The 16,167-nt window shown below is 52.1% G+C and carries 16 protein-coding genes; 5 read left to right on the top strand and 11 right to left on the bottom strand.

Annotated elements, in window-relative coordinates; all coding sequences use genetic code 11:
• Positions 1 to 5 precede the first annotated feature (5 nt).
• Positions 6 to 485 carry a tRNA (uridine(34)/cytosine(34)/5-carboxymethylaminomethyluridine(34)-2'-O)-methyltransferase TrmL gene (gene trmL, locus C3406_RS19210; protein ID WP_103824327.1) on the top strand — a complete coding sequence of 160 codons (480 nt, stop codon included), beginning with the start codon at positions 6 to 8 and terminating at the stop codon, positions 483 to 485.
• A 58-nt stretch (positions 486 to 543) separates the two neighbouring features.
• Here trmL and cysE read toward each other — a convergent pair whose 3' ends face one another.
• The 5 genes from cysE to C3406_RS19185 all read right to left on the bottom strand — a co-directional run bounded on the left by cysE (position 544) and on the right by C3406_RS19185 (position 3,661).
• Positions 544 to 1,365 (bottom strand): serine O-acetyltransferase, encoded by an 822-nt coding sequence (gene cysE, locus C3406_RS19205; protein WP_103177740.1) that lies wholly within the window; start codon positions 1,363 to 1,365, stop codon positions 544 to 546.
• 79 nt (positions 1,366 to 1,444) lie between these two features.
• Positions 1,445 to 2,464 (bottom strand): NAD(P)H-dependent glycerol-3-phosphate dehydrogenase, encoded by a 1,020-nt coding sequence (gene gpsA / locus C3406_RS19200; RefSeq protein WP_103177739.1) that lies wholly within the window; start codon positions 2,462 to 2,464, stop codon positions 1,445 to 1,447.
• A complete protein-coding gene (secB, locus tag C3406_RS19195) occupies positions 2,464 to 2,931 on the bottom strand; it encodes a protein-export chaperone SecB (RefSeq protein WP_032615746.1) in 468 nt (155 codons plus the stop codon). The genes gpsA and secB overlap by 1 nt, the downstream gene beginning before the upstream one ends.
• Before the next feature lie 32 nt (positions 2,932 to 2,963).
• Entirely contained in the window at positions 2,964 to 3,215 is a 252-nt protein-coding gene (grxC, locus tag C3406_RS19190; RefSeq protein ID WP_103177738.1) for a glutaredoxin 3, read from the bottom strand.
• A 14-nt stretch (positions 3,216 to 3,229) separates the two neighbouring features.
• A complete protein-coding gene (locus tag C3406_RS19185; RefSeq protein WP_103177737.1) occupies positions 3,230 to 3,661 on the bottom strand; it encodes a rhodanese-like domain-containing protein in 432 nt (143 codons plus the stop codon).
• Positions 3,662 to 3,909: 248 nt separating this feature from the next.
• Here C3406_RS19185 and gpmM point away from each other — a divergent pair, with 248 nt between their 5' ends.
• The 3 genes from gpmM to C3406_RS19170 are packed head-to-tail and all read left to right on the top strand — an operon-like array spanning position 3,910 to position 7,698.
• Positions 3,910 to 5,457 carry a 2,3-bisphosphoglycerate-independent phosphoglycerate mutase gene (gene gpmM / locus C3406_RS19180; RefSeq protein WP_103824326.1) on the top strand — a complete coding sequence of 516 codons (1,548 nt, stop codon included), beginning with the start codon at positions 3,910 to 3,912 and terminating at the stop codon, positions 5,455 to 5,457.
• Positions 5,458 to 5,466: 9 nt separating this feature from the next.
• Positions 5,467 to 6,750, top strand: coding sequence for a murein hydrolase activator EnvC (envC, locus tag C3406_RS19175; protein WP_103824325.1), 1,284 nt, complete (start codon positions 5,467 to 5,469; stop codon positions 6,748 to 6,750).
• 3 nt (positions 6,751 to 6,753) lie between these two features.
• Entirely contained in the window at positions 6,754 to 7,698 is a 945-nt protein-coding gene (locus C3406_RS19170) for a divergent polysaccharide deacetylase family protein (protein ID WP_103824324.1), read from the top strand.
• Between the two features lie 26 nt (positions 7,699 to 7,724).
• Here C3406_RS19170 and C3406_RS19165 read toward each other — a convergent pair whose 3' ends face one another.
• The 6 genes from C3406_RS19165 to kbl all read right to left on the bottom strand — a co-directional run bounded on the left by C3406_RS19165 (position 7,725) and on the right by kbl (position 14,892).
• Positions 7,725 to 8,645 carry a capsular polysaccharide synthesis protein gene (locus C3406_RS19165; protein WP_103824323.1) on the bottom strand — a complete coding sequence of 307 codons (921 nt, stop codon included), beginning with the start codon at positions 8,643 to 8,645 and terminating at the stop codon, positions 7,725 to 7,727.
• A 20-nt stretch (positions 8,646 to 8,665) separates the two neighbouring features.
• Entirely contained in the window at positions 8,666 to 9,514 is an 849-nt protein-coding gene (locus C3406_RS19160; protein ID WP_103824322.1) for a glycosyltransferase, read from the bottom strand.
• Positions 9,515 to 9,586: 72 nt separating this feature from the next.
• A complete protein-coding gene (locus C3406_RS19155; protein ID WP_103824380.1) occupies positions 9,587 to 10,846 on the bottom strand; it encodes an O-antigen ligase family protein in 1,260 nt (419 codons plus the stop codon).
• Positions 10,847 to 10,913: 67 nt separating this feature from the next.
• The gene (locus tag C3406_RS19150) at positions 10,914 to 12,494 is read right to left on the bottom strand and encodes a phosphoethanolamine transferase family protein (RefSeq protein ID WP_103824321.1); all 1,581 of its coding nucleotides are present in this window, start codon (positions 12,492 to 12,494) and stop codon (positions 10,914 to 10,916) included.
• Positions 12,495 to 12,660: 166 nt separating this feature from the next.
• The gene (tdh, locus tag C3406_RS19145; RefSeq protein ID WP_103177732.1) at positions 12,661 to 13,686 is read right to left on the bottom strand and encodes an L-threonine 3-dehydrogenase; all 1,026 of its coding nucleotides are present in this window, start codon (positions 13,684 to 13,686) and stop codon (positions 12,661 to 12,663) included.
• Positions 13,687 to 13,695: 9 nt separating this feature from the next.
• On the bottom strand, positions 13,696 to 14,892 hold the full coding sequence (kbl, locus tag C3406_RS19140) for a glycine C-acetyltransferase (protein WP_103824320.1): 1,197 nt from the start codon (positions 14,890 to 14,892) through the stop codon (positions 13,696 to 13,698).
• Positions 14,893 to 15,233: 341 nt separating this feature from the next.
• Here kbl and rfaD point away from each other — a divergent pair, with 341 nt between their 5' ends.
• Positions 15,234 to 16,166: an ADP-glyceromanno-heptose 6-epimerase gene (gene rfaD, locus C3406_RS19135; RefSeq protein ID WP_103824319.1), complete on the top strand. Its 933-nt coding sequence runs from the start codon at positions 15,234 to 15,236 to the stop codon at positions 16,164 to 16,166.
• Position 16,167 lies beyond the last annotated feature (1 nt).

Below are 16,167 nucleotides of genomic sequence, written 5' to 3'. Positions count from 1 at the left end.
GCAGCATGCTTAACATCGTTTTATTCGAACCAGAAATTCCACCCAACACCGGCAACATCATCCGCCTTTGCGCCAACACCGGTTTTCGTCTGCACATCATTGAGCCGATGGGCTTTACGTGGGACGACAAGCGCCTGCGCCGCGCCGGGCTGGACTATCACGAATTCACCGCTGTGGTGCGCCATCAGGATCTGGCCGCATTTATGGACGCGGAAAAGCCGGAGCGGATCTTTGCCCTGACGACGAAAGGCACGCCTGCCCACAGCGCCGTGAGCTATCAGAAAGGGGATTATCTGCTGTTTGGCCCGGAAACGCGCGGCCTGCCGGCTACCATTCTCGATGCCCTGCCCGCTGAACAAAAAATTCGTATTCCGATGATGCCGGACAGCCGCAGCATGAACCTGTCGAACGCGGTGTCGGTCGTGGTGTATGAGGCCTGGCGCCAGCTGGGATACCCTGGCGCGATATTACGCCAGGACGGATAAGAGGCTTGCGTCGCCATCCGGTAATGCTCGGTAAGCGCAGCGCTACCGGGCCAACAGGTTAAATCCCGTCGCCATACTCAAAGGTATGGTGGATGCCGTTGAAGAACTGATCCATATCCATCGCTGGCTTGTCGCTGTCTGGCTTGCCGACGATACGCGCCGGAACACCAGCCGCGGTGGTATGCGGAGGCACAGGTTGCAGCACTACGGAACCGGCGCCAATTTTCGCGCCGCGCCCGACTTCGATATTGCCGAGGATCTTCGCGCCTGCGCCAATCATCACCCCTTCACGGATTTTCGGGTGACGGTCGCCGCTGGTTTTCCCGGTCCCGCCCAGAGTCACGGATTGCAGGATTGAGACGTCGTTTTCAATCACCGCCGTTTCACCCACTACAATACCTGTCGCGTGGTCGAGCATGATGCCGCGGCCAATCTTCGCCGCCGGGTGAATATCCACCTGGAAGCTCACCGAAACCTGATTTTGCAGGAAGATGGCCAGCGCACGGCGGCCTTCGTTCCACAGCCAGTGGCCAATACGGTAGGACTGCAGGGCGTGGAAACCTTTCAGATAGAGCAATGGCGTGGAGTATTTATCCACCGCCGGGTCGCGGTTGCGTACCGCCTGTATATCGCAGGCGGCGGAGGCGATCATCTCCGGGTCAGCCGCGTAGGCCTCTTCCACCACTTCACGGATGGCGATAGCCGGCATGATCGGTGAAGCCAGTTTATTGGCGAGCATATAGCTCAGGGCGCTGCCGAGATTTTCGTGCTTGAGTAGCGTCGCGTGGTAGAAGCTGGCCAGCATGGGCTCACAGTCCGCCAGAGCCCGGGCTTCGGCTTTAATATTGTTCCAGACGATATCCAGTTCTTCACACGGCATTGCTTACTCCAGACGTAATAATAATGACCGGCCAGTTCTTTGCTGGCCGGGTCATTCAGGTGATAACGCTTTCCTGCGGTTAACGGCTGCTACGCTCGTCCTTGCGTGCGCGACCTAATAAGGTCAATGCTGCCTCGCGCGCATTTTTTCCGCAATACAATACCTGATAAATTTCCTCGGTTATTGGCATTTCGACACCAAAGCGGTGTGCCAGCTCGCGGACTTCTTTGGTATTGCGGTAGCCTTCCACCACCTGGCCGATCTTCTCCTGCGCGCCGATCACATCCATGCCCTGGCCGAGCATCATGCCAAAACGCCGGTTACGGGACTGGTTGTCGGTACAGGTCAGCACCAGATCGCCTAATCCCGCCATCCCCATAAAGGTGGCCGGATCGGCACCGAGCGCCGCGCCAAGACGGGACATTTCAGTTAAACCACGGGTGATCAGAGCGGTACGTGCGTTGGCGCCAAAGCCGATGCCGTCGGACATGCCCGCACCGATAGCGATAACGTTCTTCACCGCGCCGCCCAGCTGTACGCCGATAAAATCGGGGTTGCTGTAAACGCGAAAGCTCTTACCGCAGTGCAGCAGCTGCTGCAGATCGTCAGCGAAGGTCTCATCGGTCGAGGCAAGTGAAATGGCCGTCGGCAGCCCTGCCGCCAGCTCTTTCGCAAAGGTCGGGCCGGAGATCACCGCCAGCGGAATGGCATCGCCCAGCGCTTCGCGGGCGACATCCTGTAACAGGCGTCCGGTTTCGGCTTCCAGCCCTTTAGTCGCCCATACCACACGCGCATCGTCACGCATCAGCGGTTTAATCTGTCGCAGCACCTGGCCAAACACGTGGCTTGGCACCACGATCAGAATATTGCGGCTGGCGGCAAGCGCCGTCGCAAGATCGCTTTCAAGATGCAGTGAGTCAGGGAAAGGCACATCGGGGAGGAACGCGACGTTGCAGCGATCGGCTTGTAACGTCGCGATATGTTTGGGATCGTGGCCCCAGAGGACCACTTCGTGTCCATTTCTTGCCAGAGTAATAGCAAGAGCGGTGCCGTAAGAGCCGGCACCGATCACAGTCATTGACGCATTGACAGTACTCATCAGGCATCCTGATGTTGTTCAGTACCTTCGCCAGCTTGCTGCTGCAGATAGTTCATGAACAGCGCATCGAAGTTCACCGGCGCAAGGTTCAGTTGCGGGAACGTACCACGGGAAACCAGGCTGGTGATGCATTCGCGGGCATACGGGAACAGGATGTTCGGGCAGTATGCACCCAGGCAATGCGCCATCTGATTACCTTCGATGCCGCCGATGGAGAAGATGCCGCCCTGCTGTACTTCGCACAGGAATGCAGTCTCTTCGCCCAGAGAGGCGGTTACGGTAACACGCAGCACGACTTCATACACATCTTCCGCCAGCTGGGTGGAAGCGGTATCCAGATCAAGTTTAACCTCTGGCTGCCAGTCTTTCTGGAAAACGTGCGGCGCATTAGGTGCTTCGTAGGAGACATCTTTGGTGTAGATGCGCTGGATCTGGAAAGTCATCTCGGTATTATTTTGTTCTGACATGGAAAAGCCCTTTTTAATTGTCCTAAAACGCCTTAGCGCAGCAGCGGATCGAGTCCACCACGCGCGTCAAGCGCATACAAGTCATCACAGCCACCAATGTGCTGCGCATCGATAAAAATCTGCGGAACCGTCGTACGGCCACTACGTTTAATCATCTCTTCACGCTTTGCAGCGTCGCCATCAATCGGCAGTTCCTGGAAGGTAACGCCTTTGCTGTCCAGCAGCGCTTTTGCACGATGGCAGAACGGACAGGTCGCTTTGGTGTAGATCTCGATATTGGCCATGTTCAGACTCCTGTTTACTTACCGCGAACCAGAGGCAGATTCTCGCCGCTCCAGCCAGAGATACCGTCCTTCAGGACAGTGACTTTCTCAAAGCCAGCTTTGACGAGCGTGTTTGCGGGCTCCTGAGCCTGCATACCGGTGCCGTCAACGACGATAATCGGTTTATCTTTATGCTTTTCCAGTTCGCCAAGGTTATTAGCTTTGATGTCGGTCGGCAGCAGGTTAATCGCCCCTGCAATATGGCCTTTGCGGAAATCATCGCGCTGACGCAGATCGACAACCACTGCATCTTCTTTGTTGATAAGACGCGTTGCTTCGCCGCGGTTGATCACCTTCACTTTCGAGGTGAGGCCTTTGAACGTGGTGAAAAGTACTGCCGCCAGTAGACCAATCCACGCGATACAAAGTATGGGGTGGCGGCTGACAAATTGCATAATTTCTTGCATGGGGGGTAACGACTCCCGACTGAGTGAATAAAAAACCAGGACAGGAGTATACCTGTGCGTTGTGGCAAATACAGCCAGCGACAATAAGCTAATCCATTTTCTGCGTACTGCCACGAAAAAAAAGACCAAAAATGGCCTAACCTTAGCCCTACCCCTGCGGTTTCTTTGATCTTCTGCGGCTATTTGATCGATTCAGCTGTAGTAAAATTACGCAAATTTTTTGTCTTTTGAGCAAAGAGGTTGTCGCAATGTCGGTTTCTAAAAAACCTATGGTACTGGTGATTCTTGACGGCTATGGCTATCGCGAAGATCAGCAGGATAACGCCATTTTCAACGCTAAAACCCCGGTCATGGATGCGCTGTGGGCAAAACGTCCGCACACCCTGATTGATGCGTCCGGCCTGGAAGTGGGTCTGCCCGATCGCCAGATGGGCAACTCCGAAGTTGGACACGTCAACCTGGGCGCAGGCCGCATTGTTTATCAGGACCTGACCCGTCTGGATGTTGAAATTAAAGAACGTACCTTCTTTGCAAACCCGGTGCTGACCGGCGCGGTTGAGAAAGCTGCCGCCGCAGGCAAAGCGGTGCATATTATGGGTCTGCTCTCCGCGGGCGGCGTTCACAGCCATGAAGATCACATCATGGCGATGGTGGAACTGGCAGCAGAAAAAGGGGCAGACAAAATCTATCTGCACGCCTTCCTGGATGGCCGCGATACCCCACCACGCAGCGCTGAATCCTCCCTGAAAGCCTTTGAAGAGAAGTTTGCCGCACTGGGCAAAGGCCGCGTAGCCTCTATCATTGGCCGCTACTACGCCATGGACCGCGACAACCGTTGGGATCGCGTAGAGCAGGCCTACAATCTGCTGGTTGAAGCCAAAGGCGAGTTCCAGGCAGACACCGCCGTTGCCGCGCTGGCAGCCGCATATGCCCGCGATGAAAACGACGAGTTCGTAAAAGCGACCGTGATCCGTGCTGAAGGCCAGGCCGATGCCGCAATGGAAGATGGCGATGCGCTGATTTTCATGAACTTCCGTGCTGACCGTGCCCGCGAAATCACCCGTGCTTTCGTCAACGCCGATTTCGACGGCTTCGCCCGTAAAAAAGAGGTTAAGCTCGGCGATTTCGTGATGCTGACCGAATATGCCGCCGACATTAAAGCGCCATGCGCCTATCCGCCGTCATCTCTGGCGAACACCTTCGGCGAGTGGATGGCGAAGCACGACAAGACCCAGCTGCGCATCTCCGAAACCGAAAAATATGCCCACGTTACCTTCTTCTTTAACGGCGGCGTGGAAGAGTCCTTCAAAGGCGAGGACCGCATTCTGATCAACTCCCCGAAAGTGGCGACCTACGACCTGCAGCCAGAGATGAGCTCCGCCGAGCTGACCGAGAAGCTGGTTGCTGCTATCGAAAGCGGCAAATACGACGCCATCATCTGTAACTACCCGAACGGCGACATGGTGGGCCATACCGGCGTAATGGAAGCGGCAATTAAAGCCATTGAAGCGCTGGATGTGTGCATTGAACAGGTTACCAAAGCGGTGGAAGCCGCAGGCGGCCAGATGCTGATCACCGCTGACCACGGTAACGCCGAGCAGATGCGCGATCCGGCCACCGGTCAGGCGCATACCGCGCATACTAACCTGCCGGTACCACTGATTTATGTCGGTGATAAAACCGTGAAATCCGTTGATGGCGGTAAGCTTTCGGACATCGCCCCAACCATGCTGACCCTGATGGGCATGGAAATCCCGCAAGAGATGACTGGCAAGCCGCTGTTCATCGTGGAATAATCCCTCCCCATGAGGGGAAAGGCGATTGTTTCATTCACATGGGTCGTGAAGCCGTTACGGTTATCAGTCAGGCCTTTACTGTACGCCAGCGCACTCAGCGCTGGCGTATTGTTGTGCGCGGCATCCGCCCAGGCGGACGAGCGCGATCAGCTCAAAAGCATTCAGGCGGATATCGCCGCTAAAGAGCGGGCGGTACGCCAACAGCAGCAGCAACGCTCGTCGCTGCTTGCGCAACTCAAAAAGCAGGAAGAGGCCATCTCCGCAGCCGCACGTCAGCTACGTGAAACCCAGAACACCCTCGCCCAGCTCAATAAACAAATAGACGAGATGAATGCGTCTATTGCCAAACTTGAGCGCCAGCGCGCGGCTCAGGAGCGCAACCTTGCGGCACAGTTAGACGCAGCCTTTCGCCAGGGCGAACACACCGGCGTTCAGCTGATCCTCAGCGGCGAAGAGAGCCAGCGCGGGCAGCGTCTGCAGGCCTATTTCGGTTACCTCAACCAGTCCCGCCAGGAGACCATCGCCCAGCTGAAGCAGACGCGCGAAGAGGTCACCACGCAAAAAGCAGAGCTGGAAGAGAAACAGAGCCAGCAGCAGACCCTGCTCTACGATCAGCAGGCGCAGCAAGCCAGGCTGGAGCAGGCGCGCAACGAACGTAAGAAAACCCTTGCCGGTCTCGAATCCTCCATTCAGGAAGGTCAGAGCCAGCTGAGCGAAATGCGCGCTAACGAATCGAAATTACGCAACAGCATCGCCCGTGCAGAGGCGGCAGCGAAAGCGCGCGCCGAAAGAGAGGCCCGCGAAGCGCAGGCCGTGCGTGACAAACAGCAGGAAGCCTCCCGCAAAGGCACCACCTATAAACCGACCGAAAACGAACGTTCGCTGATGTCCCGCACCGGCGGCTTAGGCTCACCGCGCGGCCAGGCCTACTGGCCGGTACGCGGTTCTATTCTGCATCGCTATGGCGAACAGCTGCAGGGTGAGCTACGTTGGAAGGGGATTGTGATCGGTGCATCGGAAGGCAGCGAAGTCAAAGCTATCGCCGATGGCCGGGTGATCCTCGCCGACTGGCTACAGGGCTACGGCCTGGTGGTGGTGGTAGAGCACGGTAAAGGCGACATGAGTCTTTACGGCTACAACCAGAGCGCGCTGGTCAGCGTTGGTACCCAGGTGCGGGCCGGTCAGGCTATCGCCCTTGTGGGCAGCAGTGGCGGTCAGGGCCGCCCGTCACTCTATTTCGAGATTCGTCGCCAGGGTCAGGCGGTCAATCCACAGCCGTGGTTGGGAAGATAAGTTTTGCTTCAATTTCGTCGTATGGTTTTTCCCCTCGTCAGCGCACTGGCGCTGGCGATGCCGGTTTACGCAGGTAAACTCGCTATCGTTATCGATGACTTCGGTTATCGTCCACACACAGAAAATCAGGTCCTGGCGATGCCCTCCGCCATCTCTGTCGCCGTCCTGCCGAACGCGCCTCACGCGCATGAAATGGCCACCAAAGCCCATAACAGCGGGCATGAAGTGCTGATCCACCTGCCGATGGCGCCGCTCAGTAAACAGCCGTTGGAAAAAGATACGCTGCGCCCGGAGATGACCAGCGACGAGATCGAGCGCATCATCCGCGAAGCCTATGGCAAAGTCCCCTACGCCGTAGGGCTGAATAACCATATGGGCAGCGCCATGACCTCCAGCCTGTTTGGCATGCAGAAAGTGATGCAGTCGCTGGCGCGCTATAACCTCTACTTTCTGGACAGCATGACCATTGGCAACAGCCAGGCGATGCGCGCCGCGCAGGGCACCGGCGTGAAGGTGATTAAGCGCAAAGTGTTTCTGGACGATACGCAAAACGAAGCCGATATCCGCTTCCAGTTTAACCGTGCCGTACAGGTAGCCCGCCGATCGGGTTCAGCGATCGCCATCGGACACCCTCACCCGTCCACCGTTCGCGTGTTGCAGCAGATGCTGCCCAACCTGCCAGCGGATATTACCCTGGTACCGGCGAGCAGCCTGCTCAATGAGCCGCAGGTGGATACCTCCCGACCGGTCAGCACGCCGCCCGCTGGCGCTGCGCCTGGCACAAAACCGCGTAATCCTTTCCGTGGCGTGACGCTTTGTGCGCCTAAGCAGCCGCCTGAGCCGGTTTACGTCACCCGGTACTTCTCGGTAATTGGCGAAAGCATCAGCCAGAGTACACTGGTGAAATATGTTCAGCTGCAGTGGCAGGGCTGGGGTAAGAAAGCGTGATGTTTATGAGCCACCGCTATCGGTGGCTATTTTTGGTCAGGAAGAAGAAAAGAACCGTCCAAGATTTTGCTGTAAAGGGTAGGTTGGCCCTTATCTGAGAGCGAGTATTTTTCTTTATGGGACAGTTTATACATTCCCACCGGATCGCGGCTCAATATCGCCATCATGGTGTCGTCTGGCGCTAGGTTCATATACTGTCGAATTAAGAATCGATTGTTCCCGGTAATGGGCTGCTCATTCATCAGTCGTTCGAACTGTGGATATCTTTCTCGAGCATATAAAAAGCTATAATCGATAAGAAAATACTCAATCAGCGTATCATGATGCAACCAATAGCTATACAGAATATCCCTGACCAGCTTTATCAGGGCGCAACCTTTCCTAGAGGCTAGAAAATAAGCAGTCCAATATCCCTGGCTAAGGGCATGATCGTTATTTTCAAATCGCAGTGAAGAAAATTCATTGTCATAAAATGAATCTGGAATTGTTTTTGCTATAAAAACTGTGGCATCCATCCAGACTCCACCATATTGATATAATAAAGAGGTACGAACAATATCAGAATATTGCGCTTTGCTGATATGGCCTGTAGCGTACTTCTTTTTTATATGCTCAGGTAAGTCGAGGTAGTGTGGGATGTTATCATCAGTAAGGACGACAACCCTGGCGCCAGGGGCATGACGCTGTGCAGATTCAATGCAGCGTTTAACCAGGTCCGGAGCGCTCTCAACGCCCTGAAACCAGCAAATCCAGATGATATGTGATGGTGTCCGATCGACCTTAACAGACTGCTCCAGACTGACGTTCAGGCTATCAATAGTTGCAAAAAGGATTTCTTTTTTTTTCTGCTCCAGTCGCAACGTTGAACTCTGAAAACAGGAAAACGCTGTTTTTTTATGCCAATGTCGTGTTTTTTTGATGAGTTTATTTATTAAATTAATATTCATCATGCCACCATAGTATAAAATTAAAACAGTTCTTTTAAGGTTCGACGAAAAAGCTTCATTCTTAATTTCATGTCTTTTTTATGCCCGCGCAATAAAAAATACATTCTTTTTGATTTGAAACCTCTAAAGGACATAAGCTGGAAGAGATTATTACTCTTTGTCTCTTCGGACATGTATTCCCGATATTTAAAATAGAGCTTACGGTAGGCATTGTATTTTTTTATTTGCGAAGTAATTCTGTTACTTCCATGTTCAGCATCAACCATCGCTGTACTAAAGCTAAATTTAATCCCTGGGCCATACTTTAAGATGAGTTTAATCCAGACATCACGATCTTGTTGTTGCCTGATCTCTGGAGAAAATCCACCTACACCCAGGAGTTTTTCTCTGGTTGTTAGAACCTGGTTTCCGACAACATTCTCACAGAGTACATCCTGTAAATCGATAATGATTCTCTCATCCGTATCCGGGTAAGTTCTGTGCGTTTTATCGAGGCGAGCAGGTGTGTCTGTCACAAACGCATATTTTTCGTCGTAACGGGAGGCTAATTTTGTTAACCGTTCAGGCAGAAAGTAATCATCATCGTCCAATCCTGTGACGAACACGCCATGAGAAAGTGCGTAACCACGGTTACGACTGTAGTTAGAACCACTGTTTTTCTCATTACGCTCATAGATGAATCCAGCAAAACGGGATTCACATTCTGAGCGCAGAGTTTCTATTAACTGCGCGGTCTTTTCGTTCGAAAAATCGTCAATAACGATCAATTCTATATTAGGGTAGCTCTGTGCAATAACAGACCGGATGGCACGCTCCAGCAACACTTCTCTGTTGTAAGTGGTGATGATGACAGAAATTAGTTCATTCATAGCTTGCTATCCAGTAAATTGCCTTTCGCCCTTGGACGAGAATACCGTTTTCCCTAAAGATAATCAAAACCCTTACCTGACTATATCTTTATGCCTGTTTTGTTCCAGAAAAACGATAGACATAATAAGTGTTAACATCCATGCAATGGGTGTTGTTTTGGAATAAAACATTACGCCACTGATGCCAAACATAATCAGCGATACCAAAAACGCAGCGAGGATCACACTGTTAAGCTTACGCAGTGCATACCAGGCGAGAGTAACGACAAAAAGAATATAAAGAAGTAAACCTGACGGCCCTTTTAAGGACAGGGTTTCTACTATTTCATTATGCAAATGGCCACGCATAAATAATAATGCACCTTGTAAGCTTTCATCTTTATTGACCACAGCGGTGATGATTTCATTTCGCTTATCAGTTGACTGCCAAAGATAATTTTCTTTTGCTGCAGCGAGACCCGTTTCCCACATGGCAAAACGAGCCCCGACAGACGTAACGCTGTTAGCATTATCGTAAGCGATGATATCGCTGTTAAGCTCGTGATAACGCTGAATCAGGCTATCTTTCATCATGAATGCACCTGCCAGCAACGCGAGCAGAAAAACGCCCACACCTTTCCACGGAACATGCTTCTCTTTATATAATTTAATTACCAGAAGGCCAAAGAAAATAATAGGGTAAGCCAAAATAGCAGCGCGCGTTTCCGTTGCGATCAAAATCAAAAATGTCAGAAAGAAATGACCTAAAATCAATAATTCCTTCCATTTACTTGAACTGTGCTGCGCCACCAAAATAGTGTAAAAGGAGATAAATACGATTGTGTAAGCCGCTCCGGTTGCATCCGCTCCGCCAGCAAGTGAGAGTGTGACTCTTTGAGTATCAAGGAAGAAATGCTGATATCCGCTATAAATAAATATCATTACTTGTAGCGCAATAGCGAGTAGCACATGCAGCTTATTGCTACCCACCTTTAATGAACTTTTACTTGCAAATACGTAAATGGAAAAAGCACCATATAAACAAATTTTACCGACTTCGAGATAAGCGCGATATGAGTTAATTGCTGGACTATTATCAAATTTATAGAGTTTATACCATATGAGATCGCAGACCCCGATAGTAAAAAGCACCAGGCAGAGCCAGAAAGCATCATGCGTTTTAAATTTTTTAATATCCAGTACAAAAACGGTAAGTGCTACACCACTTGCAAGACTGAGGATCTTAACAGATAAGCCTGGTGACACAATCACACAGGAAAAAGCAATGGCACATAGTCCGAATAATAATTGCATTAATACAAACTGGACCTGATCTCTTTTCACTTTAGTCATCATCGTTCCATTCACTAAAACGCCGAAGAGGCTAACACATCGGTAATATAAGTTGAACATACCGATGTTAACGAATATTACGCCAGTCATAGTTTTTCCCGGTGGTATCCAGTACTGACACATTCTTATGGTAGTCTGCTAACCACGACTGTACAGTTTTTACTGACTCGCCATGCCGATGGATGCCTAACCACAGCTCCGCTAGAACGTTAACGTCATCTGCGGACCAGGCTGTGCCGTAATCCCCTGTCACTTTAAACTTAGAATCAACACGGCTTCCGTACCAAATGAACATAGGAATACTCAACGCCTCTTTGGGTGGATTTACCCCGCCATGTGAGTATACGACAGCACGACCCGGGTCACGCACCAGGGCATGATCCGAAAAATACATCACTGAAGAACGAGAATTTTCCAGGGTACGGAATATTTTGCCCATCAGCGTATCGGTGTAGCGCACAGAGTTGTCATAGCAATCATCGGCCTTACTTCCGCCGGTCAACACGTTCTGATCTGCTGGGAAACGCTGGCATGCAGGCTCATGGCTGCCATACAAATGCAGGACGATAAGTTTTTTCCCTGGCTTTTTCAGCGCGTCATTCAGCCGTGGAAGCAGCGCCTCGTCATAACCTTGATCGATCCATTCATGCTGATGAGCATTCATTGCGATGCCAGCGATAACGTTGTTATGCGCCCCGCCTTTGCCTTGGCGACTATACCAGTGCGTGTCATAGCCAGCTTTATTGGCAATATTAATGATGTTATCGCTGTATTTATGGGGGTCTCGCTTCGCCACCGTATCGGCGCTCATCGCTAAAGGAACAGCCATGATTGTTACAGGAGCAGCAGCGACTGCATTTCGGAAAAGTAAAAGCTGTGGCTTTTGTTTAATAAGCTCTGGCGTCGTATTTCTTGTATAACCATAGATACCCATATTCGCTGTGCGCTCGGATTCACCGATGATAAGCACATAATTATCGATACCCGTTTCCGACAATGTAATGTGATAGTCAGGAATATTTTTACCAATATCAGCTATAACCGAGTTATCCTCGACAGCTTGCATAAACACTTTTGCCGTACTGAAGGGTGTAGCCTGAACAACACGCTGAATAGGGCTCTCAACGTTACTTTTTCTAATTTGATGTAAATAAGCCTGAGCAAAAAAACCAATGATGGTCAGGCAGAGAACAATGCACGGTACGCGCCGCAGTCGATATGATACAGGCCAAGGCCCGGTATTAGCAGTATAAATAAACAGTAAAGAGAGGGCCACAAAAAGCAGGCATTCACGCCAGTATAAGCCCAACATAGCCCCTGCTTCGCCTGGCGTAGTATTGAGGACACTTAACGCAAATCCATAACTAAACTCTGAATTGAAATTATTTAATGCATATAATTGTAAACTTAGATCTGCCGCGACGGGAATCAATAAAATGGCAGTCAGAACATTTCTAATAAGGCTATTTTCTATACATTTCAGTGTCAGCATTATCAATAAAAAAACCAACGCTCTGTTAATAACAGCGTTATATTTTGCATTTAATAAATTAACGCCAACGACGATTAACAGACAAATAGCTAACAACAGGCCATCAAATATCCGCGATTGCGAATGCGTCGATTTTTGTGGGAAAAATATAGACATAGGACCCTGAAAAATATCTTCAATAGCTTTCCGTACAATGTTTAAATTAAGTAAACAGAAAGACAGGATGTCGAAAAAGTGGGCAGAAGTTAACAAGTAACCCCAGTAAAGTCAAACCATCATGAAATATATTGGCACCCGATATATCGGGTGCCAGAAGGGTGTTTTAATCCCAGCTCAGGATAACTTTCCCGGACTGACCTGAACGCATCGCGTCAAAGCCCTGCTGGAACTCATCGATGGAGAAACGATGGGTAATAATCGGAGAGAGATCCAGACCCGACTGGATCAGTGCCGCCATCTTGTACCAGGTTTCGAACATCTCACGGCCATAAATGCCCTTGATGAACAGCCCCTTGAAGATCACTTTGTTCCAGTCGATGGACATATCCGACGGCGGAATACCCAGCATCGCGATACGGCCACCGTGGTTCATGGTGTCGAGCATAGTACGGAACGCCGGTGGCGCACCGGACATCTCCAGACCGACGTCAAAGCCTTCGGTCATACCCAGCTCTTCCATCACGTCGTTCAGGCTCTCTTTAGAGACATCCACCGCACGGGTAACGCCCATTTTACGCGCCAGCGACAGACGGTATTCGTTCACGTCGGTGATCACCACGTTACGCGCACCGACGTGCTTCGCCACGGCTGCTGCCATGATGCCGATTGGGCCTGCACCAGACACCAGCACGTCTTCGCCTACCAGGTCGAAGGAGAGCGCGGTGTGTACCGCATTACCGAACGGGTCGAAGATGGAGGCGAGATCGTCAGAGATGTTGTCCGGGATTTTGAAGGCGTTGAACGCCGGGATCACCAGGTATTCTGCGAAGCAGCCCGGACGGTTGACGCCCACACCCACCGTGTTGCGGCACAGGTGGGTACGGCCACCGCGACAGTTACGGCAGTGGCCGCAGGTGATATGGCCTTCGCCAGAGACGCGATCGCCAATTTTGAAGCCTTTTACTTCCTGGCCAATGCCTACCACTTCGCCAACATATTCGTGGCCCACAACCATCGGCACAGGGATGGTCTTCTGCGACCACTGGTCCCAGTTGTAGATGTGCACGTCGGTACCGCAGATGGCGGTTTTACGGATTTTAATCAGCAGATCGTTATGACCAACTTCCGGCTCCGGTACGTCGGTCATCCAGATGCCTTCTTCCGCTTTCAGTTTGGATAGTGCTTTCATTATGCGTCCTCAGGCAATCACGCCCAGTTGTTTGCCGATGCGGGTAAAGGCTTCCACCGCACGCTCAATTTGTTCAGGGGAATGCGCCGCAGACATCTGGGTGCGAATACGCGCCTGACCTTTTGGCACCACCGGGAAGAAGAAACCGGTGACGTAAATCCCCTCTTTCTGCAGCTCACGGGCAAAGTTCTGCGCCACGACGGCATCGCCCAACATCACCGGGATAATGGCGTGATCGGCACCGGCCAGGGTAAAGCCTGCGGCGGTCATTTTTTCACGGAACAGACGGGCGTTGGCCCACAGTTTGTCGCGCAGATCGGCGCCGGACTCCACCATCTCCAGCACTTTAATGGAGGCGGAAACGATGGCCGGCGCCAGGGAGTTAGAGAACAGGTACGGACGGGAACGCTGACGCAGCCACTCCACCACCTCTTTACGCGCGGCGGTGTAGCCGCCGGAGGCACCACCGAGCGCTTTACCCAGCGTACCGGTGATGATATCCACGCGGCCCATGACGTCGCAGTATTCGTGGGAGCCGCGACCGTTTTCGCCGACAAAGCCGACGGCGTGGGAGTCATCGACCATCACCAGCGCATCGTATTTATCCGCCAGGTCGCAGACGCCTTTCAGGTTGGCGATCACGCCGTCCATCGAGAAGACGCCGTCGGTGGCGATCAGCACATGACGCGCGCCAGCCTCGCGGGCCTCTTTCAGACGGGCTTCCAGCTCAACCATGTCGTTGTTGGCGTAGCGGAAACGCTTCGCTTTGCACAGACGCACACCGTCGATGATGGAAGCGTGGTTCAGGGCGTCGGAGATAATGGCATCTTCCGCGCCGAGCAGGGTCTCAAACAGACCGCCGTTGGCGTCAAAGCAGGAGGAGTACAGAATGGCATCTTCCATTCCGAGGAAGGCGGCCAGCTTGCTCTCCAGCGCCTTATGGCTGTCCTGCGTACCGCAGATGAAACGCACGGAGGCCATGCCAAAACCGTGGGTGTCCATGCCCGCCTTCGCCGCGGCAATCAGCTCAGGGTGATTCGCAAGACCTAAATAGTTGTTGGCGCAGAAGTTAATCACCTGGCTGCCGTCGGCAACGGTGATATCTGCCTGCTGAGCGGAGGTAATGATTCGCTCTTCTTTGAACAACCCTTCCGCCCGCGCGGTTTCCAGGTCACTGTTTAACTGTTTGTAAAAATCACCACGCATTGCAATTCTCCAGACTCGGCAAATTTCGGCACATATTACCCAAAGCTATACCTCTATACGAGATGACGCTTTAACAGTTATCGTTTTTGCAGCATAAATCACGTGTAGCATTTGTCGCATATACACAAAATCATTCAAGATGCATCAAGGCGGCAAGCGAAGAAATCCCCGGGAGCATAGATAACTATGTGACCGGGGTTTCTGAGCGCAGCCAACGCCGAGGCGGCTTGAAGGATGAAGTGTATATCGGTGAATGGCTGAAGGGTGGTCATACTAATGATATGATATGAATATCAGTGCCCGGGATTGTCCCCGGGCTCCACACTTCAAAGGTTACAGTTATGATCATCGTTACCGGCGGCGCGGGCTTTATCGGCAGCAATATTGTTAAAGCTCTCAATGACAAAGGCATCACCGACATCCTGGTGGTGGATAACCTGAAAGACGGCACCAAGTTCGTAAACCTGGTGGATCTGAACATTGCCGACTACATGGATAAGGAAGATTTTCTGATCCAGATTATGGCGGGCGAAGAGTTCGGCGATATCGACGCAATCTTCCATGAAGGTGCTTGCTCCTCCACCACCGAGTGGGACGGCAAGTACATGATGGACAACAACTATCAATATTCTAAAGAGCTGCTGCACTACTGCCTGGAGCGTGAAATTCCGTTCCTGTACGCCTCTTCCGCGGCGACCTACGGCGGGCGCACCTCCGACTTTATTGAATCCCGCGAGTATGAGCAGCCGCTGAACGTCTACGGCTACTCCAAGTTCCTGTTCGACGAATATGTACGCCAGGTACTGCCAGAAGCGAACTCCCAGATTGTCGGCTTCCGCTACTTCAACGTCTACGGACCGCGCGAAGGTCACAAAGGCAGCATGGCGAGCGTGGCCTTCCACCTCAACACCCAGCTGAATAATGGCGAAAGTCCGAAACTATTCGAAGGCAGCGACGGCTTCAAGCGTGACTTCGTCTATGTGGGCGATGTGGCGGCAGTGAACCTGTGGTTCTGGGAAAACGGCGTCTCCGGCATCTTCAACCTGGGTACCGGCCGGGCGGAATCCTTCCAGGCGGTCGCCGATGCTGCGCTGGCATATCATCAGAAAGGCAGCATCGAGTACATCCCGTTCCCGGACAAGCTGAAAGGCCGCTATCAGGCATTCACCCAGGCGGATCTGACCAACCTGCGTGCCGCTGGCTATGACAAGCCGTTCAAGACCGTTGCCGAAGGGGTAACGGAATATATGGCCTGGTTGAACCGCGACGCGTAAG

The sequence above is a fragment of the Leclercia sp. LSNIH8 genome (assembly GCF_002920195.1).
Classification (GTDB): Bacteria; Pseudomonadota; Gammaproteobacteria; order Enterobacterales; family Enterobacteriaceae; genus Enterobacter.
Note: the sequence above shows the minus strand (reverse complement) of the source record. Positions and strands in the feature narration are given on the sequence as shown.

Bases quoted from the DNA above. Each gene is read 5' to 3' on its own strand.
- cysE (WP_103177740.1), bottom strand. From the start codon at position 1,365: ATGCCGTGTGAAGAACTGGATATCGTCTGGAACAATATTAAAGCCGAA.
- C3406_RS19165 (WP_103824323.1), bottom strand. From the start codon at position 8,645: ATGAATATTAATTTAATAAATAAACTCATCAAAAAAACACGACATTGG.
- C3406_RS19155 (WP_103824380.1), bottom strand. From the start codon at position 10,846: ATGACTAAAGTGAAAAGAGATCAGGTCCAGTTTGTATTAATGCAATTA.
- tdh (WP_103177732.1), bottom strand. From the start codon at position 13,686: ATGAAAGCACTATCCAAACTGAAAGCGGAAGAAGGCATCTGGATGACC.
- envC (WP_103824325.1), top strand. From the start codon at position 5,467: ATGAGGGGAAAGGCGATTGTTTCATTCACATGGGTCGTGAAGCCGTTA.
- C3406_RS19150 (WP_103824321.1), bottom strand. From the start codon at position 12,494: ATGTCTATATTTTTCCCACAAAAATCGACGCATTCGCAATCGCGGATA.
- secB (WP_032615746.1), bottom strand. From the start codon at position 2,931: ATGTCAGAACAAAATAATACCGAGATGACTTTCCAGATCCAGCGCATC.
- grxC (WP_103177738.1), bottom strand. From the start codon at position 3,215: ATGGCCAATATCGAGATCTACACCAAAGCGACCTGTCCGTTCTGCCAT.
- trmL (WP_103824327.1), top strand. From the start codon at position 6: ATGCTTAACATCGTTTTATTCGAACCAGAAATTCCACCCAACACCGGC.
- kbl (WP_103824320.1), bottom strand. From the start codon at position 14,892: ATGCGTGGTGATTTTTACAAACAGTTAAACAGTGACCTGGAAACCGCG.
- gpmM (WP_103824326.1), top strand. From the start codon at position 3,910: ATGTCGGTTTCTAAAAAACCTATGGTACTGGTGATTCTTGACGGCTAT.
- C3406_RS19160 (WP_103824322.1), bottom strand. From the start codon at position 9,514: ATGAATGAACTAATTTCTGTCATCATCACCACTTACAACAGAGAAGTG.
- rfaD (WP_103824319.1), top strand. From the start codon at position 15,234: ATGATCATCGTTACCGGCGGCGCGGGCTTTATCGGCAGCAATATTGTT.
- gpsA (WP_103177739.1), bottom strand. From the start codon at position 2,464: ATGAGTACTGTCAATGCGTCAATGACTGTGATCGGTGCCGGCTCTTAC.
- C3406_RS19185 (WP_103177737.1), bottom strand. From the start codon at position 3,661: ATGCAAGAAATTATGCAATTTGTCAGCCGCCACCCCATACTTTGTATC.